Source organism: Sphingobacterium chuzhouense, from assembly GCF_014692525.1.
Lineage (GTDB): Bacteria > Bacteroidota > Bacteroidia > Sphingobacteriales > Sphingobacteriaceae > Sphingobacterium > Sphingobacterium chuzhouense.
Genome location: NZ_JACNYL010000002.1, coordinates 294034 through 318027, shown reverse-complemented (window position 1 = coordinate 318027; position 23994 = coordinate 294034). Strand labels below are relative to the sequence as shown.

The 23994-nt window shown below is 41.4% G+C and carries 21 protein-coding genes; 7 read left to right on the top strand and 14 right to left on the bottom strand.

The genetic code is table 11. From position 1 onward, the window contains the following. The first annotated feature begins 8 nt into the window (after positions 1–8). The 3 genes from H8B21_RS07680 to trxA all read left to right on the top strand — a co-directional run bounded on the left by H8B21_RS07680 (position 9) and on the right by trxA (position 1464). Positions 9–572 carry a YeeE/YedE family protein gene (locus H8B21_RS07680; protein ID WP_190313213.1) on the top strand — a complete coding sequence of 188 codons (564 nt, stop codon included), beginning with the start codon at positions 9–11 and terminating at the stop codon, positions 570–572. A 10-nt stretch (positions 573–582) separates the two neighbouring features. Then, positions 583–1074: a DUF6691 family protein gene (locus H8B21_RS07675; RefSeq protein WP_190313212.1), complete on the top strand. Its 492-nt coding sequence runs from the start codon at positions 583–585 to the stop codon at positions 1072–1074. Between the two features lie 96 nt (positions 1075–1170). Beyond that, positions 1171–1464 carry a thioredoxin gene (gene trxA / locus H8B21_RS07670; protein ID WP_190313211.1) on the top strand — a complete coding sequence of 98 codons (294 nt, stop codon included), beginning with the start codon at positions 1171–1173 and terminating at the stop codon, positions 1462–1464. Here trxA and H8B21_RS07665 read toward each other — a convergent pair. From H8B21_RS07665 to H8B21_RS07645, 5 genes are all read right to left on the bottom strand, one after another. Beyond that, positions 1448–2014 carry an NADPH-dependent FMN reductase gene (locus H8B21_RS07665; protein WP_190313210.1) on the bottom strand — a complete coding sequence of 189 codons (567 nt, stop codon included), beginning with the start codon at positions 2012–2014 and terminating at the stop codon, positions 1448–1450. The two genes, trxA and H8B21_RS07665, sit on opposite strands and share 17 nt — an antisense overlap. Before the next feature lie 65 nt (positions 2015–2079). Continuing rightward, positions 2080–2394, bottom strand: coding sequence for a DUF4342 domain-containing protein (locus H8B21_RS07660; protein WP_190313209.1), 315 nt, complete (start codon positions 2392–2394; stop codon positions 2080–2082). A 58-nt stretch (positions 2395–2452) separates the two neighbouring features. Continuing rightward, the gene (locus H8B21_RS07655) at positions 2453–3406 is read right to left on the bottom strand and encodes a DUF4407 domain-containing protein (RefSeq protein ID WP_190313208.1); all 954 of its coding nucleotides are present in this window, start codon (positions 3404–3406) and stop codon (positions 2453–2455) included. A 4-nt stretch (positions 3407–3410) separates the two neighbouring features. Further along, entirely contained in the window at positions 3411–3947 is a 537-nt protein-coding gene (locus H8B21_RS07650) for a hypothetical protein (RefSeq protein WP_190313207.1), read from the bottom strand. 120 nt (positions 3948–4067) lie between these two features. Next, positions 4068–5933, bottom strand: a complete 1866-nt coding sequence (locus tag H8B21_RS07645; RefSeq protein WP_190313206.1) for a TonB-dependent receptor plug domain-containing protein — start codon at positions 5931–5933, stop codon at positions 4068–4070. A 52-nt stretch (positions 5934–5985) separates the two neighbouring features. Between H8B21_RS07645 and H8B21_RS07640 the strand changes: the two genes are divergently transcribed. Continuing rightward, on the top strand, positions 5986–7473 hold the full coding sequence (locus tag H8B21_RS07640) for an aminotransferase-like domain-containing protein (RefSeq protein ID WP_190313205.1): 1488 nt from the start codon (positions 5986–5988) through the stop codon (positions 7471–7473). Here H8B21_RS07640 and H8B21_RS07635 read toward each other — a convergent pair. Continuing rightward, positions 7470–8411 (bottom strand): zinc dependent phospholipase C family protein, encoded by a 942-nt coding sequence (locus H8B21_RS07635; RefSeq protein ID WP_190313204.1) that lies wholly within the window; start codon positions 8409–8411, stop codon positions 7470–7472. The genes H8B21_RS07640 and H8B21_RS07635 overlap by 4 nt on opposite strands. A 126-nt stretch (positions 8412–8537) precedes the next feature. Between H8B21_RS07635 and H8B21_RS07630 the strand changes: the two genes are divergently transcribed. Genes H8B21_RS07630 through H8B21_RS07620 form a run of 3 tightly spaced genes read left to right on the top strand, consistent with a single transcriptional unit; the run spans position 8538 to position 11138 of the window. Then, on the top strand, positions 8538–9527 hold the full coding sequence (locus H8B21_RS07630) for a glycosyltransferase family protein (RefSeq protein WP_190313203.1): 990 nt from the start codon (positions 8538–8540) through the stop codon (positions 9525–9527). Further along, positions 9524–10216 (top strand): FKBP-type peptidyl-prolyl cis-trans isomerase, encoded by a 693-nt coding sequence (locus H8B21_RS07625; RefSeq protein WP_190313202.1) that lies wholly within the window; start codon positions 9524–9526, stop codon positions 10214–10216. The genes H8B21_RS07630 and H8B21_RS07625 overlap by 4 nt, the downstream gene beginning before the upstream one ends. 16 nt (positions 10217–10232) lie before the next feature. Then, positions 10233–11138, top strand: a complete 906-nt coding sequence (locus H8B21_RS07620) for an aldo/keto reductase (RefSeq protein WP_262891549.1) — start codon at positions 10233–10235, stop codon at positions 11136–11138. A 47-nt stretch (positions 11139–11185) separates the two neighbouring features. Here H8B21_RS07620 and H8B21_RS07615 read toward each other — a convergent pair whose 3' ends face one another. The 8 genes from H8B21_RS07615 to H8B21_RS07580 form a co-directional block, all read right to left on the bottom strand. Beyond that, positions 11186–11710, bottom strand: coding sequence for a YceI family protein (locus tag H8B21_RS07615; RefSeq protein WP_190313201.1), 525 nt, complete (start codon positions 11708–11710; stop codon positions 11186–11188). Positions 11711–11870: 160 nt separating this feature from the next. Beyond that, a complete protein-coding gene (locus H8B21_RS07610) occupies positions 11871–14639 on the bottom strand; it encodes a DNA gyrase/topoisomerase IV subunit A (RefSeq protein ID WP_190313200.1) in 2769 nt (922 codons plus the stop codon). 78 nt (positions 14640–14717) lie between these two features. Next, entirely contained in the window at positions 14718–15062 is a 345-nt protein-coding gene (locus H8B21_RS07605) for a hypothetical protein (protein WP_190313199.1), read from the bottom strand. 252 nt (positions 15063–15314) lie between these two features. Then, positions 15315–17594: a beta-glucosidase BglX gene (gene bglX / locus H8B21_RS07600; protein WP_190313198.1), complete on the bottom strand. Its 2280-nt coding sequence runs from the start codon at positions 17592–17594 to the stop codon at positions 15315–15317. Between the two features lie 32 nt (positions 17595–17626). Next, positions 17627–19366, bottom strand: a complete 1740-nt coding sequence (locus H8B21_RS07595) for a family 43 glycosylhydrolase (protein WP_223814907.1) — start codon at positions 19364–19366, stop codon at positions 17627–17629. Next, positions 19341–20900, bottom strand: a complete 1560-nt coding sequence (locus H8B21_RS07590) for a sulfatase family protein (protein WP_190313197.1) — start codon at positions 20898–20900, stop codon at positions 19341–19343. Before H8B21_RS07590 ends, H8B21_RS07595 begins: the two co-directional genes overlap by 26 nt. Before the next feature lie 18 nt (positions 20901–20918). Beyond that, positions 20919–22286 (bottom strand): glucoamylase family protein, encoded by a 1368-nt coding sequence (locus tag H8B21_RS07585; protein ID WP_190313196.1) that lies wholly within the window; start codon positions 22284–22286, stop codon positions 20919–20921. A gap of 2 nt (positions 22287–22288) precedes the next feature. Continuing rightward, positions 22289–23926, bottom strand: coding sequence for a glucoamylase family protein (locus H8B21_RS07580; RefSeq protein ID WP_223814906.1), 1638 nt, complete (start codon positions 23924–23926; stop codon positions 22289–22291). Positions 23927–23994 lie beyond the last annotated feature (68 nt).

Here is a 23994-nt window from a genome sequence, read left to right as displayed (position 1 = left end):
TTTAGAAAATGTTAGAATTCTTAAAACAACCTTGGCCTTGGTATATCGCTGGGCCATTAATTGGGCTTACAGTGCCCGCCTTGCTGCTACTGGGCAATAAATCGTTTGGAATCAGTTCATCTTTACGCCATATATGTGCTTCCTGTATACCAGCAAAAATACCTTTCTTTCAGTACAACTGGAAAAAAGAAGTATGGAACTTGTTTTTTGTAGCTGGTATTCTGTTAGGAGGTATTATCGGAGCGACACTGCTCAGTAATCCAAACCCCGTGGTCGTGAATCCAGCATTGGTGGAAGAGCTGGCGGGTTATGGTATAACGAACTATAATAATTTGGTTCCTGAAGATATTATGAATTGGCATTCACTTTTCACGGTAAAAGGATTTTTTCTGATGGTAGTGGGTGGGGTTTTGGTTGGATTCGGAACGCGTTACGCCGGCGGCTGTACAAGCGGGCACGCTATTATGGGCTTGTCTAACCTTCAATGGCCGTCGCTTGTGGCCACAGTGTGTTTTATGATCGGAGGTTTTATCATGGCAAATCTGATTTTGCCCTATATATTATCCCTTTAAGAACTAAAAGATGGATTACAAAGATACAAACTTAGAAAAAAGAACACAGGACGCGATGTGCGTCAATGAAAGCCGATTGGAACATAAATGGTATCATAATATCAAATATATAATAGTAGGTACACTGTTTGGGATCATATTTGTCAAATCGGAGGTTATCAGTTGGTTTCGTATACAGGAAATGTTTCGTTTGCAATCCTTTCATATGTATGGAATAATTGGTAGTGCGGTATTGGTAGGGCTTCTATCTGTTTGGCTGATTAAAAGATTCCATATCAAGACTATTTACGGCGAACCGATCAGCATTTCTCCAAAGAAATTCAACAAAGGACAAATTTACGGAGGGTTGATTTTCGGTTTCGGTTGGGCGATTACTGGAGCGTGTCCCGGACCATTGTATGCACAGATTGGTACAGGTGCCACAGTGATTATAGTGACTTTGCTAAGCGCTATTGCAGGTACGTGGCTTTATGGGTATCTAAAGGAAAGGCTGCCGCATTAATAAAATTGGTAGCGTGATTAAAACTTTTTTTCTTCAAAATGCTTATATATTTGTGACTCCTGTTCGCAGTGTTCAAAAAAGTAAATAAGAAACAGCATGACATTTCAAGAGATAATAAATCAAGATAAGCCGGTACTAGTCGATTTCTTTGCCGAATGGTGTGGCCCTTGCAAGATGCAAGCTCCGATATTGGATGAACTAAAGGAGCGCGTAGGTGAGCGTGCTTCTATCATAAAAATAGATGTGGACAAAAATCCCCAAGTCGCATCGATGTTGGGAGTGCGCGGTGTACCTACATTGGTTCTCTTCCGCAAAGGAGAAATACGATGGAGGCAATCGGGCGTATACCCTGCAAATGAGCTAGAGCGTTTAATTAATGAAAACCTTTAGCATAGTGTTCAACAAATTTCGTGTAAGAATCCAATACCTGTCTTAAAAAATTAGCTGTGTCTTCGTTAGTTAAACGACCATTATCATCAAACAATTTTTGTACGTTCGCAAGATAAACCTCGGGTTGTTGCAACGTAGGCATATCAAGGAAAACAAGCGACTGCCGTAAATGGTGATTCGCGCCGAAACCGCTTAAATTGCTGATAGACGACGAAATGATCAATGTTGGTTTCCCTTCCCATGCATTTTGGCCATAAGGTCGGGACCCAACATCTATTGCATTTTTTAACACGCCTGGTACAGAGCGGTTATACTCCGGTGTGATGAAAATAACCCCATCTAGCGATTTGATTTTGTTGCGGAAAGGGGCGTAAGACGCAGGGCTTTCACCTTCGTCATAATCCTGATTGTATAAAGCAAGGTCACCTATTTCGATACGTTCCAGCGTATAGCCCTCTGGTGCATTTTCTATAAGAAAATTCGCAATCTTTTTACTGAAGGAACCTTTTCTTAAAGATCCTACAACTATACCAATTGTTTTTGCTGCCATGATATTTTGATTATGTGTTATACCCATAACAAATATCCAAAGCAGTTGGTTTTGAAAACTTGCCTCTACTTAACCTCTATAATGGTGCCTTCCTGCAATGGTTCTTCAGCTGGCGGTTCGTTCGGAGGAGGAATATCGTCATCTTTCCGTTTTTCCACCGTGATTTTACATTCTGTAAGAAGTGCTGCTAGAGCACCAATGGCAGCAAATATGGGGGCAAACACAACGCCTACGACACCAATAGTAACAGGGAAGCTCATGATTTCTTTTCCGGATTTATCGGAAATACTGATTTTAGTTACATTGCCTTCAGCAATAATCTCTTTGATTTTCTTTAACAGATTTTCGCCGTTTACGATAAATGTTTCTTTGAATGACATAATATACTTGTTTTTAGTTGCTTAATATAATGAATAACAATTTCTTGTATAGCTTTGTTTATGGGATTCGGAGTTTGTCTAACATCTGCACGCGGATATCGGTTTGATGACGAAGCAGCCTATCGTAGTCCGAATCACTGTCTGTTAATTTCATGACCAGTACGAACAGTTCAATGGCGAGAAAAAAGAATAAAAAAAGCAAATAAACAAATAATCCGATCGAGGAAGAAGTCACGACATCGTGCAGTAACGTCAATTCATCTAGGAAACCAGTGGAAGCATTTAGCTCCTGTTCCTTCCGTTCTTTAATGGACATGATGGACGCCGCCAATGCGAACTTTTTGTTTTGTAACGTTTCGATCTGCTTGTGCAATTGTTCCATCTCCAGTTTTTTGGGATTTTCCATGACGGACTTGTTCGTCGATTGCGTACTATTTACCTCCTTGCCCTGACTGTCCCTGGTAACACTGCGATTCGTGTAAGATGTGATAATAACCGGATTCTTTTTAAGATCTTCGCTTACCGTTTCGTATCTCGAATTGGCTGCGGCAATCATCGTATCCAAATCTTGGATTTGTTTCTGTATATCTTCTTCGGATTGTTTGACGGCAACTTTTACACGCTCATCCATTACCTGTGCTTTGCGCAATTCAATGTCGTCTTTAAAGGTAATCTGATCCATAATAAAGGCGCCCAGTATAGACATTACCAAAGCAAGTAATATCCGGAATAGGCTAGACCAAGTACTGACGCGTGTAGACAGAATAATAATACGTTCGATCTGAATAACTACGAAACTCATTAATACGCCGCCGAAAACACCGCCCCAACCGTCTAAATGCAGATAACGTGTAGCAAAGCTATAGCCGATAAAGAACCAGACCAAAACAATAAGCAACATGGCCGACGTGTATTTTTTTACATTCTTTGCCGACTGCTCGCTGGAGTTTTTGACGAGATTATAATTGAATCCTGTTAAGAAACATCCGAATTTTAACCACCAATCTTTCATCCCTCTAAAATTTCTTTGTCAAAAGATAAGCTTGCGTAATAGAAGCCATGCCTTTCATAAAACCTCTTTTGTAAGATAGAATAGCGCGTTCACATAACCCCGAACCCGTTTGTAGTGCGTTTTCAAACGCCTTCACTTTCTCTATATGATCCACTAGATCGGTTTGTTTAATTCGTAGCTCATCGACCAAATCTACCAATCCGGCGCGTTCCCGGGAATGAATGTGGAACTCAATGTCTTTCATGAGTGAATCATGATAGGTTCTGACTTGGTGGATTAAAATCTCCAGATCATATTTAATCAATTTGATATTGTCATTTCGATAGCCTTCATCGGGACTAGTAAGGGCGTCGTTATAACCGCGCGTTTCAAAATCCTGCTGTAGATAGTTATAGATGAGGAAAATACCTTGCCCATCGTGTACGGATGCCCCGTTCAGTTGACAAGTATTATCCAAAGATGGCGGTACGGTGTTAACGGACGAAGTTTCAGTGACATTCCGCGTGTCTTTATTCTTTTTAAAAATTGTAAACCATCCCATTTGTTTCGTGTTTGTAGAAACAAAATAAGCAGGAAAGAGAAAAAGATAGGAGAGGATTTAGGTTAATGGTTCATAAAAATAGGTGAAAGCCTCTTTACAGTCGGTGAAAGGAGTGGGGCATTAGCTGCCCCATTCATATTTTATACCCAAACTATACCATCTTCCAGGCATCGGAATAGCACTTGTTTCGATATAAGTGACGTCAAAGATATTTTGTGCATCGGCATATACGGAAAGAGACGGAAACCGGTATCCAAGTCGCAAATCTGTTAAAAAATAGGATTTATCAGATATACGCTGATGGAAGCGGTTAGCGATGGAAGCATTCCAAATGGCATTGTTTGCCATGAAGAGCAACTTCGCCTGATGTTTTAAATTTTCCAGATGGTATTTGGATATGAATCCGCTGGTTTGCTTTAGGGATGCGTCCAGGTAGTTGTATCCAAGATTTACCCTGTAGCGGATATCGTTTGCTTGGAAAGTATATAGAAAATTCGTGTTTATGCCATGGACTTTGTTGTTGCCCATATTAAATGGTTGGTAAGGTGTTTGAGCGTCTGGCCGTACCCAGTCGATAAACTCGTTTATTTCACGGAAAAAATAGCCGGCGTGCGCGATGAACCCACTGCTTTGAAATTTAATAGCTCCCTCGGTTTGCCATGCATTCTCCGAACGCAGGTTTGGATTGCCAATATTTTTAGACTGATTCAAGTAAAGATCGGTATAGGATGGAATACGTTGGCTAGAGCCAGTATTGAATACGATTTTCCACTGCGGGTTAATATTATACCCCAAATCGATACCCGGATAAACCTGCCAACCATACTGCGTATTGTAGTTGACGTATGCACCTACATTAACCGTCATATTTTTTAACTGCTCGGTTCTAAATTCTGCATAAGCACCGTGGTTGTTTCGGTTGTGACTACCGATATTGGAACTGCTAATACGGTCGAAACGAGATTCTAGACCTAATCCAAAGTCACCAAAGGTAGTTTGATAACGGCTGTTTAGCTCTGCTGAAAATGCATTGGTGTAGTGTTGTGAACGTCCGATAGCAAGATCCTGCCTTATAAAACGATAATCATCCTCGTTATAGCGATTGGTTATACGAGGGCTAACGTAAAATTGTTCGGAAAGCTGATGTTTCGAGCTGAGAGAGGCGAACATTGTTTCTACAATTTCTTCGGATTCTTTGTCGTCAGGAGCAGCATAGAAACCATTCGCGCCGAAACGGTTATACATATAGCTACCGAGCCATTCCAACTCATTATCATTATTTATCGCGAGATTCCCTTGATAAAATATTTTATCGTTCTGTGATGCGGTGTTATAACGTTGTCCGTTAGATTTTTCTTTGTTATAGTAAACCTGATGTTGGTGTTTGTCATTAAACCAACTTGCACCGATTTGCGTACCGGCATGATAATAAATGCCGTCTTTGGCCTCTTCGTCTCTGTTTTTAAACGAACTTCCCGTATATACGTTGGCTTGGATCGAAGTTTTGTCTACTGTCTTGGTAATGATGTTGATTGCTCCAGTTAAAGCATTGACACCATAAATGCGTGCCGCTGCACCCCGAAGCACTTCTATTCTTTCGATAGCATCTAAAGGAATAGGCAGATTCAGGCTATGATGGGCAGTTTGCGGATCAGAAACCTTTGCTCCATTGACCAATACCAATGTTTGTTCAAAACTCCCCCCATCAATACTTACATCTGCCTGTGCACCAAAAGGACCGCGTTGTCGTAGGTCAACCCCATTTAAAAGCCCAAGTACTTCATTCAAATTTTTGACTGGTAGTTGTTTGATCTGTTCTGAGCTCAAAATCTCCACATTTCTATTGTCTTTACTAAAAGGAATCTGCAATCGGTTTGCATGAACGATCACTTCTTGGATGTTTTCTTGTTTTGTTTCTTGTGCGTGTCCCCACAACGGCAAAAACGCTGCAGCTAATAATATCTGATGATTATTTATGAATTTCATGCGGCAAAAGTATTATCTTTCCGGATTGTTATATGGTTCCAATTTTAATAAGATGAGTAGTCCGGTTTTAGATTTGTTCTCTAGTTTTGTGCTTATTGACCGAACATCGGTACAACCGATATATTTACAGGTTTCCCAACAGATGATAAATGCCGTTCAGCGTGGATATCTATTAGTGGGTATGAAGCTACCGGGGACGAGAGCGCTAAGCGAAGTGTTGCAAGTGCATCGCAAAACGGTTATTGCGATATATGACGAACTCGAAGCACAGGGATGGGTTGAGGTGCGGCCGAACAAGGGTACGTTCGTCGTCAATCAATCGCATCAGGTGAAAATGGATAAACCTTATGAAAAATTGGTTTCACTAGCAAAATACCCTACCTCGACCGGATTCAAGTTTAGACAATCAACAATTCTGGATAATCCCTTTGAATTCTCAAAGAACCACTTGGTTTTTAACGATGGGCAACCAGACATACGGCTTACACAGATGCAAAACCTTTCTCGCTGGTACAGCGCTTCGATGAAACGTAAGCACAATTTGAAACGTCTTACGGGGCATAATATGGAAGGAAGTGAATATTTTAGGGAGCAATTGAGCAACTATTTGAATTTTTCAAGGGGCTTGCATATTTCTAAAAATAACTTACTCATCACGCGCAGTGTGGAAATGAGTTTATATATTATTTCGCAAATCTTGCTTTCGAAAGGGGACCAAGTTTTGGTAGGCGATCTGAGTATGTTTTCCGCCAATATGGTATTTCAAAAAATGGGCGCAAGGGTACGTACAATTCCAGTAGATGAAAGCGGTATTGATGTAGATTATATCCGCATACACTTTAAACCGGGTGAGGTGCGTATAGTACACGTTACACCCCATCATCACTACCCCACTACGGTAACACTATCCGCCCAAAAAAGAATTGCCTTGTTGCAGCTGGCGCAAGAATACGGTTTTATTATCGTAGAAGATGATTACGATTATGATTTTCAATATGAGCAGATGGCTGTTATGCCTTTAGCAAGTGGTGACATCCATGGGATGGTGGTATATGTAGGGTCATTTGGAAAATCGCTCGCTCCCGCTTTTAGGACAGGTTTTGTTGTTGCTCCGGATAACCTTGTTGCGGAAATGCGTAAATATTTGGGTATTATCGATAGGCAAGGGGATCTCATTATGGAACAGGCTTTGGGCGAAATGATAGAGGAGGGGGAGATTCATCGACATCTCAAAAAATCGATGAAGGTATATCGCGAACGTAGGGATTTATTGTGTGAAATTTTAGAAACGCGCTTTAATGAGATCGTAGAGTTCCAAAAGCCTTCAGGAGGTTTAGCACTATGGACTACTTGGGATAAACGTTTTTCTCTTTTTCAGTTAGCAAATTTGTGTAAAAAAGATGATCTATTTATTCCAAAGAATTTGTTGTACCAAAACAATACGTTGTCCGCTATGCGATTAGGTTTTGGCCACTTAAATGAAAACGAGTTGGAGCAAGCGATGGAGATATTGCGAAGAGGAATGATGAAAATAACCTAATGCCATTCTTCTCGTCCGATAATTTTTCCTTGTTGGACATCAGTTACTTCATCTTTTTGATCGGATTTCAATTTGCCTTTTAAAGAAGGCTGTCCGGCATCTACCCAAGCAGAAAACCAAAAGGAACCGGTACGCTGAATGGATTTTCGCATGCGGTCTTCCACCATACCTTGCATACGTTCATGGTAAGCACTGGCATAAGCATCTGAATAGCTGGAAATAAGTATATTGTTTCGGGTAATATAACTTCGTTGTAGATGTTTGGGGAATGTGTTGGAAAGTTCTTTTTCTAATAATAATACCGAATCAACTAAAGCATTGCTTTCCCGTACAATGACCCATGCGGAATCAAGCGGACTATCGAGGTACTCGGCTTTTCCAACGAATAGGTTATAACCGTCAGCAAACATTTCTGGCAATCTGCTCTCCCAAAACGCATGGATACCGATCTGTCCGGTTAACTGGCCGTTATAGTTACGCGTGGTGTGAAGCGGTACGTGTGCATCCGATACATAATGACCGAGATCGGCAGAGTGGCGAATGATGGCATTTGTGTTGCTTTCCCGAAATGCCTTCACCAGTTTCTGATAGGTGAAATATATCTGCCAAGGCACGATACCGCTTGCCCGCAACTTCCGTTCCTGGAATTTTTCAATGGCGCGACTCCAATGTATGGGAATAGAATCCATATTCCCGTCTTCATATTCTTCCACATCAATAAAATGTCTGGGAGATTCCAGAGAATCCACATAACATCTTTTATCTGCATCCACCGCTTTTTCTGTAATTACATCAATGTGTCTTTTGTAAAATTTAGCAAGCTCTGTGGGCAACGTAAACACCGCTGCATGATTAATTTTTTTGTGCGCATAAAATCCCCATGAACTGCATATTAGAATAAGGAGCATGCCAAGAAAGTGACAATATTTGTTGTACATAATTCATTTGTATAGATGGTCTGTTATAAAGGTAATAAATTTAAATTAAAATAGGTTACTTGTTCCCCAATTACGGGAAAATTAGTACTTTGGGCAACTGTATGAAAGCGATATATTAAAGCGGAGATGAAAATATTGTATGCAGTGCAAGGAACGGGTAATGGTCATTTATGTAGAGCTTTGGACATTATCCCGATATTGCAGACATTAGGAGAAGTAGACGTGCTGGTGAGCGGTATCCAAGCAGATATCGAGTTACCATTTCCCGTCAAATACCGTCTGCACGGTTTGAGCTTTATTTTTGGAAAATCAGGTGGTGTGGATCTATGGCGAACTTTTATGAGTTCTACTGTTCGGAGATTTATTAAAGAAATAAATAATTTGCCTGTTGAAAAATACGACCTTATCATCAATGATTTCGAACCCATTTCAGCTTGGGCTTGTCAGACCCGGGAAATTCCTTGTATCGGACTGAGTCATCAGATAGGCGCATTAGATCCCGCAAGCCCTAAACCGGAAGAGACCGACATGTTGGGTAAATTTATTATGAAGAACTATGCACCGTCAAGTGTAGCCTACGGTTTTCATTTCAAGGCCTACCATGATCATATTTATACACCGGTGATACGGGAATCTATCCGTCAGCTCGATCCTAAAGATAACGGGCATTATACCGTCTATTTACCTGCTTACGATGATGCACATTTGCTTAAAAATCTTTCTAAGTTTCCGGACGTTAGGTGGGATGTCTATTCCAAACATAATAAAAAGAAATTCACCGTTAAGAACGTGACTATTAACCCGATAAAGAGTGATACGTTTGTGAAGAGTATGGCGGATGCTTCAGGCGTATTATGTGGTGCGGGGTTTGAAACACCTGCAGAGGCACTTTTTTTGGAAAAGAAATTATTGGTGATTCCCATGAAAAACCAATATGAACAACATTTAAACGCGGCAGCGCTAGAACAGATGGGCGTCCCGGTGATTGATAGCTTGAAGAAAAAGTTTGATTATGCTATTGAGGCATGGCTAAACAGTAAGATTAAAGTGACGGTTGATTACCCCAATATGACGAGAGATATTGTGACCAATATAGTTGAAAAACATAAACAATGAATATAAACAAGATTGGATTTGCCTTGATGGCAGTTACATTTACAGGTATGTCTGCAACGCAGGCGCAGGTTTTAAAATCAAATACCGATTCCGTATCCTATGCATTGGGTAAAGATGTAGGTTCTTCACTCACGAGCAGTGGCGTCAAGATTAATTCTGACAGTTTCTTACAAGGTGTAAATGACGCTATACAGGGAAAAGAGGAATTGATTGGTGAAGAAGAAGGAATACGTATTATCAAGGAGGCTTTTGCAAAGGCGGCGGAGGAAAAAATCAATGTATTCAAGGAAGAGGAAATCACATTTTTTAATTCTGTTAAAGAAAAGCCCGGTATCCAGCATCTTCAAGACGGACTTTATTATGAAGTGATTCAAGAGGGAAACGGATTGAAGCCTACGGGCGATGATGAAGTAACCGTACATTATAAAGGCACATTGGCAGATGGGAAGGTTTTTGATAATTCATATGAACGCGGGGAACCGTTGGATATTGATCTAACCAATGTTATTAAAGGGTGGCAGTTAGGTATTCCGTTAATGGCAAGTGGGGCGAAGTACAGGTTATATATCCCCTCTAAATTAGGTTATGGCGAACGTGGCGCGGGGAGAGATATACCGCCTTATAGCCCATTGATTTTTGAAATCGAATTAATCGGGATAAAAAGTCAGGAAGCACCAGCCACATTGTAGGGACTTTACGTTAGAAATGATAGCATTAAAGAAACTAGGACATTCAGCACTACAAGTTGCGCCCATTGGTTTGGGATCGATGTCATTGAAAGGTGGCGCAACAAAACAGAACGTAGAGATTCTGCAGCAAGCTATTGAATTAGGTATTAATTATTTTGATACAGCTGATCTGTATGAGCGCGGCATGAACGAGGATATGATCGGTCAAGCACTAGCATCGATACGTGACAAAGTCATTTTGGCAACCAAAGTCGGTAATCAATGGCGTTCTGATGGTAGTACATGGGACTGGAAAGCTTCCAAACCTTACATTATCAAGGCGGTAGAGGCTTCGTTGGCGCGATTGAACACCGATTACATTGATTTATACCAATTGCACGGTGGCACAATAGAGGATCCGATAGATGAAATCATAGAAGCATTCGAGCTGTTGGTAAAAGAGGGTAAGATTCGTTATTATGGTCTCTCTTCTATACGGCCAAACGTGATTAGGGAATATACCGAAAAATCAAATATCGTAAGTGTCATGATGCAGTATAATCTATTAGATCGCAGGCCAGAAGTTGTTTTTCCTCTATTGGAGGAGAAGAATATTTCTGTTATTAGCCGTGGGGCATTGACACAGGGATTGTTAATCGATAAACCAATAAAAGATTATTTGCAATTAACTTCAGGAGAAGTGGGGCGTGCAAAGCGGAATGTAGAAAAGCTCGCCACTTCGCTGGGTATCAGTAAAACTCATCTTTTACTGGCGTATGTCCTCAGTCACTCTGTTGTGGATGTCACGGCGATAGGTGTGCGTACGTTAGCGCAATTGAATGATCTAAAAGAAGTTATAGAACGACCGATTGTGTTGTCTGAAAAAGATCGCGAAGAACTAGAGCGGGGTATCCGTAAACTGGTATATAAAGAGCATTTATAAAAAACATAGATACGCAACATGTTGCGTATCTATGTTTCTCTCTTATTTTAAGAGAGGATAAATTGTACGTCAGCATAAAATTTAATGTCCTCGCTGACCATAACCCCGCCTGTTTCTAAAGCAGCGTTCCAAGTCAATCCAAACTCTTGACGGTTAATCTTGCCATTTACCGTGTATCCGACTTTTTGGTTGCCCCAAGGGTCTTTGGCTAAACCACCAAATTCAGCAATAAAACTTGCGGGTCTGGTAACGTCTTTAATAGTTAAATCACCGGTTAATTCAAACTCGTCATCGTCTATCTTTTTGATTTCAGTTGTTGTAAAGCGAATGATAGGATAAGCGTCCGCGTTGAAGAAGTCAGCACCTCTTAAATGCTCATCCCGTGACTCACTTTTGGTATTAACAGATGCGGTTTTAATCTCCACATCGACTTGTGCCTGTGTTAGATCTTCTGCACTACCATTTACCGTAACATCAAAGTCGTGAAAATATCCTTTAACGTTTGAAATCATCATATGTTTTACTTTGAATTCGATCTCGCTATGCGCTTTGTCTAAATTCCATGCTGCCATAATTGTATTTTCCATTTTATATTTTAAATTTTAAACCTGTTGAATAGTACAAATATCAGGCAAATATCATTGCTGCGCATTGATGTATGATAATAAATGTAAACACTTTGACATATTCATGATAGAAAACCATTAGACAAATGATTCACACGTTATACATTTAAAACAATGATGTCTGTCCAGAATCGTCTAGATTGATGTCATCGGGATTCGTGATTTCAAAGCTGATATTGTCACTCGGATTGTCTTCCCCAGCAACCGTTTCTTCACTTTTCTCCACGGCATCTTTTTGATCATCAGATGCTTGTTTCAATTCTTCTGCATTTGTTTCCTTTTCCGGGTTATCCGTGTTCTCAAGGGGAACCTCATCTACTTGCTGTTCCGTTTTTTTCGTAAGGTCGACTTCTTCCGTAATTAATTTAACTTTCTTTACGGTATGGAACGAGAGCCGGTTACCTTGTGCCCGTATACCTTTGACATCGATAACTTCGTTTAGGGATTGTTCCAATGTTTCCGGTGTTTGCGTTTTTCCTTTTAGCAGATCTACCCGAACGATGGGTTCCGCACCGTTTGTCAGTATAATAAGCTTAGAACCGGAGGCTTCGTTAATAAAGGAAACACGTTTGCCGGTGGGCTGGTCGTCAAACTTAAAGCGCTTTACATAATACGTTCCCGATTTACCGTCCTGGTGAACAGCGGTATACACATGTTCCGGTATGAATTTCTCCATACGTAAGACATTGCTGTCAAAGTGGTTGCTGAGATCAAAACTAGAGAACTCATAGGAGCCGTCTTTGTATACCAATAGGATTTTGTCATCACCATCAAATTCACCGAGATAGCTACCACGTTCGTCCGCGTTAAGGCGGCGAAGTACATCGTCAAACCATATTTTGCGTCCGGCAAGTGTCGAAACACCTGCATTTTTGAAGGAGACCTTTTTAACGGGGTATTTGGAAACGATGTTACCTTGGGAAGCTCTACCTTTAATGGCGATTTCAGCAAAATCAATATCAAAGCTGAGTTTCCGTAGTTTTGAATGTGGTTTAAGCTGTATATTCACAATTTCCGCCTCACCATTTGGATTGGCAGTGAAATAAAGTATTTTGGAACCTTTCGTGCCTTTAGAAATATCATATTCCTTATCACGTGTTACCGCGGTAACCGCAAATCGTTTGACGTAACTGGTGCCCGATGTGCCATCTTTATAAATAGCATTATAAATGGTACGGTCGTCGCCTTTTTTGAAAACAGCAATATGGATAATATCTTTTCCAACGAAGACTTTATCCTGTACTTTCGTTACCGAATACTTACCATCGGCGCGGAATACAATAATATCGTCAATGTCGGAACATTCCGATACAAATTCGTCCTTCCGCATGCCTGTCCCGATAAAGCCTTCCGCGCGGTTTACATACAGCTTGGCATTGGCAAGTGCAACTTGTGAAGCCTCGACCTTATCAAAAATACGTATTTCCGTTTTGCGCTCCCGTCCTTTGCTATATTTACTGCGCAAGTGTTCATACCAATCGATGGTAAATTCCGTTAAGTTTCGAAGATTCCTTTTGACCACTTTGATATCGTCTTCCAGCGATTTCATCTGCTCGTCGGCTTTCTTCACATCGAAACGGGTGATGCTACTCATCGGCTTTTCGATAAGCCTTTTGTAATCCTCTGGTGTGATCGCGCGGTAAAACTGATCGAAGAAGGGTTCGAAAAGGCCATCTAATACTTTCACGACCGTTTCGAAATCACCCGCATTTTCATAATCCGGATGTTTATACATACCTTCTTGAATGAAAATCTTGAGCAGCGAACTGAAAAATATTTTCTCCTGCAGTTCGTGGAGCTTAATTTCAAGCTCGCGTTTCAACAGTGCCTTCGTTTGCTTTGTGTTTTCAATCAGGATGTCGTTCACACTCATAAAGTGTGGCTTGTTATCGATGATGACACACGTATTTGGCGAAATGGATGTCTCGCAGGCAGTGAAGGCATACAGTGCGTCAATAGTTACATCCGGCGAAATGCCCGCTGCCAAATGCACGATTATCTCCACATTCTCAGCCGTATTATCTTCGATTCTTTTAATCTTGATTTTACCCTTTTCATTTGCGGTAACCACGCTCTCTATTAGTCCACCTGTCGTCGTCCCATAAGGGATTTCGGTAATCGCCAACGTCTTTTTATCCCGTTCCTCGATTTTCGCGCGAACGCGGATTTTTCCACCCCGGCGTCCTTCATTATAATTGGAGACGTCAGCAAGGCCACCTGTCGGGAAGTCCGGAAATAAATTGGGACGCTCTCCTTTTAACACCTGTATAGAACCATCAATCAGTTCGATGAAATTATGAGGCATGATTTTAGTCGCCAATCCTACCGCAATACCTTCTGCACCTTGTGCCAACAGAAGAGGGAACTTTACAGGTAAGGTAACAGGCTCTTTATTCCGCCCGTCGTAGCTTAATTGCCATTCCGTCGTATCCGGATTGAAAGCCACTTCATTAGCAAATTTAGACAAACGTCCCTCGATATAACGGGGAGCAGCAGCAGAGTCGCCCGTAATCGGATCACCCCAGTTTCCTTGACAGTCGATCAGTAAATCTTTTTGTCCGAGTTGTACCATTGCATCACCAATCGAAGCATCACCATGTGGATGGTATTTCATGGTATTACCAATGACATTTGCTGCCTTATTATAGCGTCCATCGTCCATTTCCTTTAAGGAATGGAGGATGCGGCGTTGTACAGGTTTAAAACCATCATTGATATGTGGTACGGCACGATCCAGGATAACATAAGAAGCATAATCCAGAAACCAGTTTTCATATAAGCCCGATAAGGGAATAGTTGTCGAATTTAACTCGTGTTCTTGATTGTCTGTGTGCTGATCTGGATTTCCGTCTGGAAAATTTGTCTCTTCGCTCATTTAAAATAAAATGCCTTTTATTTTGATACAGTTTGTTTTACTTTGAAAGTAGGTAAAAGTACGAAAAAACGAAGAACACTAAAAGAAAATAGCTTGACTATTTGTTTCGTTCGGGATAACGACGGAAATCATTGTCGTATATTTTTGCATAGTAAGGCGAAGAAATATTTTTATATCGATACAATGCAAAATTTTCATCGTATATTTTTGGATTGTAGAGCGAGGAATTGTTTTTATATCGATACAATGCAAAATCTTCACACTATATTTTTGCAATGTAATGCAAAGAACTATTTGCCTATCGATATTATGCAAAATTATTGTGCTATATTTTTGCGTTGTAAGACGAAGATTTGTTTTTATATCGATACTATCCAAAATTGCTGTACTATATTTTCCCTTTGTTGCATTCTTTTTTTGCATTGTAACGCTCTTTTTTTGCATTGTAATGCGTTTCTTATTTTTGGGTGGTTGTTACTGTAAGGATCGAAAAACGTACTTTAAATATGTTTTAAGGCTGTTTTTTGTTGATAAAAGGTGTCGGAAACGTCCTTTTCATAGGGTAATTTTGTGCCAAAAAGATTTTTGAGGTACCCCTAATTTTGGCACAAAATTGCCCTATCAATGTCAAAAAAAATGTGTATGGGGTTTTTCAGTAATATTTACGAGGCAAAATTAACGTAGCAAAAAATCTGCTTCCTTAACATCGCTAGAATTGGTGCCGATAAATAGTTTAAAATCTCCGGGTTCGGCAACAAACTCAAGCGCATTGTTGTAGAATTTCAAATCTTCAATACCGATTTCAAAAACCACATTCCGACTTTCGCCTTTTTTAAGAAAAATCTTCTGAAATCCTTTAAGTTCCTTCACCGGACGGGTAACTGAACCGACCAGATCTCGGATATAAAGCTGTACCACTTCCTCGCCGTCATAGTTGCCACTATTCGTCACTGTAACGGTGGCGATAATTTTTTCATCGGCTTTCATGCTGTTTTTGTCCAACTGGATATCGCCGTATGTAAATGTCGTATAGCTTAAGCCGTATCCAAAAGGGTAGAGGGGTTCATTGGTTACATCGAGGTAGTTCGAACGGAATTTTTCAAACCAAGCTCCGGCTGCCAGCGGACGTCCGGTGTTTTTAGCACTGTAATATAAAGGAATTTGCCCCACATTCTGCGGAAAGGTAGCCGGAAGTTTCCCGGAAGGATTTACATCGCCAAAAAGGACATCGGCTACCGCCTTACCAGTTTCGGTACCACCAAACCAAACATTCAATATAGCAGGAACATGTCCATGCTCCCAGGTTAACGTTAATGGTCTTCCTGTAAACAAAACCAATACAACAGGTTTACCGGTTTTTAATAAGGCTTCTAATAATCGCTTTTGTGTATCTGGTATATCCAAGTCCGTGCGACTGGAACTTTCACCGCTCATTTCAGAGGACTCACCTAAAGCGGCTACGATTACATCCGCCGACTCCGCTACCGTTAACGCTTCGGCGATGATTTCCGCTTCCGGGCGTTCGTCTCTTGGTATAGTGCGACCGAACATTGTTGCGCGTTCTTGATACGCTGCATCCGACAGGAGATTGGCTCCCAAATGCTGTACCATTTTAACGTTGTCGCCTAAAGCGGCTTGCATGCCTTCTAATAGACTAGGGGTATTCTCCAGATCTGCACTTACGCTCCAGGTTCCAGGCATATTAGCACGGGTATTGGATAGGGGGCCAATAAGTGCAACTGTGCCATTTTTTTTAAGCGGCAGGATATTATTTTCATTCTTCAGCAGCACAAACGATTTACCGGCGATTTCACGTGCTTTGGCTAAGTGGGCCGGGGTGAGGATACTGTTTTTTGCACGTTCTTCATCGCAATAGCGGAACGGATCGTCAAAAAGCCCCAACTTGTATTTTGTTTCCAAGATAAGCCGGCAAGCTTCATCAATTTCCGTCTGGGTCACTTTGCCTTCATCCAACGATTTTTTTAATGTAGTAAGATAGCCTTCGCCCACCATATCCATGTGTACACCTGCTTTCAATGCCAGTGCGGATACCGTTTGCAGATCACCCAATCCATGGTCAATCAGCTCATTGATCGCCGTATAGTCGGTAACGACCATCCCCTTGAATCCCCATTGATTGCGCAGAACATCTGTCATCAGCCATTTGTTTGCTGTTGCAGGCACACCATTAATATCGTTAAAAGACGTCATGACCGTTCCCGCACCAGCGTCGATGGCGGCTTTATAAGGCGGAAAATATTCGTTGTACATACGATGCAAGCTCATATCGGTTGTATGGTAGTCCCGTCCGGCTTCGGCAGCACCGTAAAGCGCAAAGTGCTTTACACACGCCATTAAGGTGTTATGTGCTGTAAGATCATCGCCCTGATAACCTTTGACCATTTCTGTCGCTATGCGCGCACTGAGGTAGGTGTCTTCACCACTTCCTTCTGATATTCGTCCCCAACGCGGGTCTCGTGAAATATCGACCATAGGGGAGAACGTCCAGTTCAAACCATCTGCACTGGCCTCTACCGCGGCGATACGTGCTGATTCACGGATAAGCCCCATATCCCAAGTGGATGCTAAACCGAGGGGGATAGGAAACATCGTTTTATACCCATGAATAACGTCCATGCCAAAAATAATAGGGATGCCTAAGCGCGATTGTTTGACAGCTAATTCTTGTGCGGCTCTGATTTTAGCTGGGGAAGACATACTGAAGATCCCACCGATTTCGCCTGCTTTTATTTTAGCTTCTACACCGGTAGACACAACTGATCCTGTAACCGCCTCGCCTCCGGTAACAAGATTCAATTGTCCTATTTTTTCTTCTATGGTCATCTTGCCCATGAGTTCCGAAATGAATTGATTCATTTTGGTGTCCGTTTGGGCTTTCACACTAACGCTCCATGCTATAGCAACACCGAGCATCCATATTGGTAATCTTTTCATGATCGTTATCCTTATTTATGGAGTTATCTATTTTATTCTATTTTAGTAATGGTGGACAATTCGGAAACACCATTCTCATTAAACGCTTCTATCGCGAAATAATAGGTTTGATCGGTATTCAAGGACTTTAACAAGAGCTCATTGTCGCCATAAACCATCCAGGAGCTATACAACTTATCTGGAGCGATGCCCCAACGTACGTTATAACCCTGTGCGTTGCTTTGTTTTGTCCAGCGTAGCGAAATATCGCGTCTGTCCGTCTGTCTGTTGAGTTGGAAATTTTTTACAGGAGCAGGTTTTTTGCCGTTTCCTATTCCGAAGATTCGGATCTCGGACATGGCTAGGTGAGGAGTAGGTACCTCGATATTCTTATAGCGGATATAACGTGTCGATACGGCGGATTCCAACTCGATATAGTCGTTGGGTGTATCCTTAAAACTTTTGCTTTTATCGACCATTGTAAACCAGTTTTCGCCGTCATCTGAACCTTCCAATGTATAGCGATGTCTTAATCCTTCGATGCGTCCATACATGTCCGACTGATAATCGGCGTAATTGATTTGGATGGCGTATATATCCGCCTGTTTTTCCAGATCGATAACGACCCATTGACTGGCATCATTGTTTTCGGCCAGCCAAGACGTCTTAGCAATCTCATCGGTCAATGCAAATGCATCATATCCATCTTGGGCCGATGATACACGGACGGGTTTGTTATAAGAGAGTAACATCCAACCTCTAAATTGACCCCGTTTATTTGGTACAGAGGGAGCATAACGCGGATAATCTCCGAAATAGGTGTCTGTATACATGATTCCGTCCTCATCGAAAAAAGTGGGAAACATGCAAAGTCGTCTTTCCCAGGTCATGTTTACCGAATAATCCATCGTTGCAAAATGCCAATAATGACCGCCCGGACCAATAACCGTACTGCCGTGCCCCGCACCGTTCATGTACCCTCCGGGTTTATACGAAACCGGATTATGTGCTTGATAGGTATAGGGACCTAGTGGATGGTCCGCTATATATACACCGTCGCCATATACATTAAATTGAGTACCCGGTGCGGCATATTGCATGTAATATTTGTTGTTATGTTTTGTTAGCCATGGACCCTCAATATAACCACCCAGTACAGTATCAGCATGGTTTTCGCCGAAACGTTCCCAGCCGTGTTTTTCGGGCGCTAAGTTGAAAAGTTCGACGATGACCGAATCGGCAATAAATCGTTTGTTTTTATCCAATTTACGCCCCCGGATAGGGAATTTATTGGACGACCCCCAGAACATATACGCCTGGCCGTCGTCATCGATGAATAGATCCGGATCTTGGAGATTGTTGATAATGGCAGGAGTGGCTTTCCAATCTCCTTTTTTGGGATTATCGGTGTAAAGCACACTCATATGGCCAGATGGATTGCCGGTAACATACAGTACAGAATCTTTGTAATTATGTGCTGCCGGTGCATTCGATCCCTCGAAATACCATTTTTCAGGTGTTATAAAACTCCAATTTTGAAGATCGGTAGAGTGCCAGTAGCCCATAGATCGCGTAACGAACATGTAATATTCTCCGCGGAACTCTACGACTGCCGGATCGGCCCCAGAGCGATAGGATATATCACGATGAGCATTGAAGATCATGTAGGTGTAATCCAAGTTAAGGGGGTTACAATACGTGTCTGCTCGCATACCTTGGCTATATCCAGCGGTAGCAAACAGGAGGAAAAGTAAGGTGAGCCAGGTCTTATCGGTATTCATTGTCAACTTCATATTTATCTTGTAGCATCAGCAATTCTTGCTGTAGTTTTTGTGTTATTTTTGCTGTTCCTTTTTTACCGAATATATTTTCGATCTCGGAGGGATCTTTTTTGATATCATAAAGTTCCCACAGATTCTCCTTTGGAAAATGCATCAATTTGTACCGTTCCATTTTTACACCATAATGTGCACGCACACTATGAAAGCCCGGATATTCGTAGTAATGGTAGTAGAGTGATTTTCGCCAGTCTTTTGGTGTTCTACCATTTTGTAAGAGTGCTTTGAAAGATCTTCCTTGCATGTCGTCCGGGGTCGCAATCTGACATAGGTCCAATAGGGTAGGTGCGAAGTCTATATTCTGTGTTAAACCATCTATTTTGATGCCCGGTTTGATATGTTTGGGATAGGACATGAGCAGCGGCATACCAAAGGATTCTTCGTACATAAACCGTTTGTCGAACCATCCATGTTCGCCTAGGTAAAAACCTTGGTCGGAAGTGTAGATAACAATGGTGTTTTTATCCAATCCGTTGGCTTTAAGATAGTCCAGGATTTCACCGACACTTTCATCAACCGATTTTACTGTGGCGAGATAGTCCTGCATATAGCGTTGGAACTTCCAAAGCGCTTTTTCTTTTTCCGTACGCATCGTTGTATAGAAGTCGTTATTACGATCTCTGTAAGCCGCGAAGAAACGCTCCTGTTCTGCTGGCGTCATCGTCTCTAAGAAAGCATGTGGCCAAGGGTCGTACAGTAAGGTATCTGAATCGATACCGGTTACCATCTTCAGATCATGACCTTCGTACATGTCTCGATAGATATTCATCTCTTGTTGCGCAGCCGCATATCGCCCTTCGTAATCATCGAAATACGTTTCGGGTACCGGAAAGACAGTGTTTTCATAAAGCTTATAATGCCGTTCAGCAGGCACCCAGTTGCGATGTGGGGCTTTATGATGCATCATGAGGAAAAAGGGTTTGTTTTTATCTCGATTAGCTAGCCAATCTTTGGTCAGATCGGTAATCAGGTCGGTAACGTAGCCCATACGCCGAACGGTATCCCGTTCTGTAATGAAATAGGGATTGTAGTAATCCCCCTGATCATTTAAAATTTCCCAGTGATCGAAGCCTGTTGGTTTCGAAATGAGGTGCCATTTTCCAATAATAGCCGTTTCATAACCGTTTTGCTGTAGTATTTTGGGAAGTGTCTGTTGGGTGCCATCAAAACCCTTATTCCCGTTCCGCATAAATCCGTTTTTATGGCTGTGTTTACCCGTTAGTATCGCTGCCCGGCTAGGACCACAAATGGAATTGCTGCAATAATTATTTAAGAATAGTGCTCCCTCGTTGGCGATACGGTCGATATGGGGCGTCGGTGCTTTTTGGGAAATAGGGTGTCCGTATGCACTTATGGCCTGCTCTGCATGGTCGTCACTCATGATAAATATCACATTAGGGCGCTGCGCGTTAGTTTGACCGTAGGAACTTAGGGAGACTACCCACGCTATGTAGACAAGAAGTGAATGTTTTATGTTGTTTCTGAACATGTGACAGGTTTTACTGTTTTAACCTTGTGGAGCGGAAAAACCTAATTTTTTCAAACCTTCTTGTACATCCGGTGCACCCATGAAGAGATTCCAAATAAAACCATCTTTATAGTTCTGAATCATTACGACCATCGGGCCTTGATCTATGGCAAGATAACGTTGCGGATACCAATTTTCTGTTTCGCTGTAAGCGTCATAGAATCCATATTTACCCCATATCTTGTCGCCGATGCTGTCTTTTAAATAGCGCATAAAGCTGATACTTTCCTTTGGTGTATAAGGTATGGATGAAATAGCTGCAGTAGGAGAGATCACGCCAGTAGGATCGTTGTCCGGATGATGGGCATTATAGCCATTTGTGGAATAACTTGCTGTCCATCCCCAACCTTTATCAGCTCCGTATCCCTTAAATTGTTTTGGATTATCTTCTGCATAGGCAATATGAATCTTAGTGTGGTTGGTCACTACTTCTTGATAATTAGCATATTGATCAGATAGCCCATTCGGGTTTAAACCTAAAAATGAATAATGGGACCAAAATAGTGGTCCGACTTCGCCCTCTTTTGCGTTGTGCTTAACAACAGTTGGAATATCGTATTTGGTAATGGATGTCCTAATAGCGCCATCACGTGCCCAACCTTTGTGATAAGTGTCTGCCGGGATGGCATGGGAAGGAGATGAAGCCGCTAAAATGTAAGCAATCATACATTCATCAAAACCTTGTATAGCATGGTTCATTCCCCATTCGTGTTTCGGACTCCAGTGCCAATAAAGCATGTCTTTTCCGTTTCGGTAGAAGTCCCAGTTGATACCTTTCCATAGTTCATCTGCTTTGGTGGCTATTTTTTTCTCTGCTTCGTTACCGTTTTTATAATATTCGCGAATGGAGATCAGCGCCTGTGCCATAAAGGCCGTTTCCACAATGTCGCCACCATCATCATTTTTACTGAAAGCCTTTGGTTCACCGGTATCACCGTGATACCAATGTGACCACGCACCTTGAAAGCGATCTATCTTATCAAGGAAGTTCAGTGCCTTTTCTATACGTGCCAGTCCTTCTTCTTTGGTGATAAACCCGTTATGTATCCCTACCAAAACAGCCATTAAACCAAAGCCGCTGCCACCGATAGTAATGACGTTTTCATCGTTTTGAGGATATTCTCCGTCTATATGGATACGCTCTCTGGCTAATCCGGAGTTAGTTTCAGCGCCGTCCCAGAAGTACTGAAACGTCTGTTCTTGGACGAGGTTTATTAAAGAATCATCGGATAAGGTGCTATCTGATTTTTTGCTTTCCGTATCTGCGGTGTTTCCCGTTCTCGGAGAAGAGCAGTTTATAAGCGTTATAGAAAGAACGGATGCAGATATCAAATAAAAGAGTTTCATTGTTAAATATTAGGAGATGTAAAATTTAGTTTCTGTAGTGCTGATTTTATTTCAGGCGCTTGCATGAAGTGTTTCCACAATAATTTTGACCTATAGTTTTCTATACCAATAATAATTGGCCCCTGGTCTATTGCTAGATAAGATTCTGCAAACCAGGGTTCCGTAAGAGAGAACGCATCTTTAAACCCATAATCACCCCAAATTTTATCACCTAATTTGTAATAAAAAAACTCGAGGGCTTTTAACGATTCATCAGGAGTATACGGCATCGAGCTTAATGCCGCCGTAGGTGATATTACACCATTATCATTGTCAGGCGAATGTGCCATATAACCCTCAATATCATCACTGGCAGTTAATCCCCAGCAATGCTCGCTATAACCTGCAAAGCCTTTCGGATTAGCTATACAGTAAGCTCTATTGATAAGTGTATGGTTTTTTACCTGTTCTTCATAAGAAGCATATTCATCTTGTAGACCAAAAGGATTGAGCCCAAGGAAACTATATTGTGAGAGAAAAAGCGGACCTCCGTTTTCGGGTCCCAGAGGCAAAGGTATATTATAATATAATTTTCCGTTTTTTATTGCTCCGGATTTTGCCCATCCGATGTTATAATCTTCTATGTCAATGGTGTGATTTTTTGATCCAGCGGCGAGCACGTACGTAATAAGAGATTCATTCCAACCTGAAATTTTTAAATTCATTTCCCAAGTATGATTCGGACTCCAATGCCAGAAGAGTGCATTTTGATTATTACGAAAGAAATTCCACTCAATATTATTATATAAAGAAGTAATATCTGTGGATAATTGTGTATCGGCAAAATATTCTCTCGCGGTGATTAAGCCTTGAAATAATAAGGAAGTCTCAACGAGATCTGCTCCGTCATCTTTTTCACTGAACGGTTGTGTTTTTGCGGTTGAGCCATTATACCAATGAGAAAATGCACCGTGATAGGTATCCGCCTGTTTTAGAAAAGAAACGATTTGCTTTACTCTATCCAAACCTTGTTGATGCGTGACAAAACCTCTTTCTATTCCGATAAGAATGACCATAATACCGAATCCTGTACCTCCAGTTGTCACCGTTTCGCCTGATGTATTTCGTTCGCGTATCATGCCATAGGCCGGATGAGCTAAATCCCAAAAGTATTTGAACGTTTGTTGCTGGACTTTGGTCAGCAATTCTTCGGTGGATATCCTATCGAATTTATCGCTGTTATCTATAGTTGTGGTAAACAGGTAGCTGTATTCTTTGTCTAGTTTTTTATTGTCTGTAGTGGATAAAGATTTCCGAATAATAAATGTATACGTATTAAGTGGATTTAAGTGGTTGGCCGGGTGTACTGAAATCGTTTTTTTGTTTTCTGATAGTGTGATGCTAAGAGGAACTTTTGTTTTATCTTCATTTAAGATCTCAATATGGGTATCTAGGTTTTGCTCTGCAATAGCCGTTGCAAAAACAAGCTTAAAGTCGGCATCAACACTTACATTTTTTGCATTATTTAGTAGCGGAGTGTCGCCAAGAAGAACCTGGTCGGTTTTAAATGTGTCGGTACCAGGTTGATCCGAAGCGTTATCTTTACTACATGCGTAAATAAATAAAAAAATAGTTAAAATATGAAAAAATCTATGCATCATAATCGTTATACGAAGAAAGGGAGCTTTTTCATTGTGTTAAGTGGAAAAAGCCCCCAAATCATAAAATA